1 protein-coding gene is annotated in these 922 nt (G+C 78.6%); it reads left to right on the plus strand.

The annotated features are described in order from the left end of the window. Window positions 1-116 precede the first annotated feature (116 nt). Window positions 117-863: a YkoF family thiamine/hydroxymethylpyrimidine-binding protein gene (locus CBZ_RS18980; protein ID WP_130783019.1), complete on the plus strand. Its 747-nt coding sequence runs from the start codon at window positions 117-119 to the stop codon at window positions 861-863. The last annotated feature ends 59 nt before the right edge of the window (window positions 864-922 follow it).

The following is a 922-nucleotide window of genomic DNA, read 5'->3' on the forward strand; positions in this document are numbered from 1 at the left end:
GTCGCGTCCCGTGGGCCGGCACGCCTGCGCGTGCCCGGCGCCGGGCGTGCGACCGGGGCGCCGCCGCGCGGCCTCGTGCGCTCGCCGGGGGCCCCCGCCAGGCAACGGAGGACCGCATGAGCACCACGAGCACGCCCGTGACCGACACCCGGGACGACACCTCGCCCGGCACTGCGCCCGGGGCCGGGGTCGATCCCGGGCAGGGCGCCGCCGACCTCGGCGTCGGCGCGCGCTTCTCGCTCCACCCGGCGTCCGACGACGCCGTCGCCGTCATCCTCGACGCCCTGGCGCAGGCCGACCGTCGCGCGGTCCAGGTGACGACCGACGACGTCTCGACGCTGGTCCGCGGCACCGAGACGGACGTCGTGCGCTTCGTCCACGACGTCGTCGCCGCCGCCGGACGGCACGGCGCGCACGTCGTCGCCCACGTCCAGCTGTCGCGCGGGTGCCCCGGCGAGGTCGCGTGCACCCTGCCCGACGACGTCGTGCTCGCCGCCGTCGACGCCCCCGAGCTGCCGACGACCGGCCTGCGTGCCGCGGCGCACTGGGCGCTGTACCCGCTGGACGACGGCCACGAGGGCCGGCCTGGCGACCACATGCGGGCCATCGAGCAGGCCATCGCGGTCGCCCGCTCGCGCGCGACCGTGGCGCCCGAGCACTTCGTCACCCGGCTCGACGGGGACCTCGCCGACGTGCTCGGCGCGGTCGCGGACGCCTGGCTCGCCGCCGCACGGCACGTCCGGCACGTCGTCGCGCACGTGACGGTGACGCTGCACTCGCCGTCGTGGTCGGCGCCGCGGGCGACGTCGGCGGGGACGGCCGCGACCTCGGCGACGTCGGCCCGGACGGAGGTCGCCCGATGAGCGCCCGGGCACGGCTCACGCTGGCCGAGCTCGTCCTGCTCGCCGTCCTCGCGGTCGTG

It is taken from the genome of Cellulomonas biazotea, assembly GCF_004306155.1.
GTDB lineage: Bacteria > Actinomycetota > Actinomycetes > Actinomycetales > Cellulomonadaceae > Cellulomonas > Cellulomonas biazotea.

Excerpts from the sequence above, each read along its gene's own strand:
- CBZ_RS18980 (WP_130783019.1), top strand. The coding sequence starts at position 117 with ATGAGCACCACGAGCACGCCCGTGACCGACACCCGGGACGACACCTCG.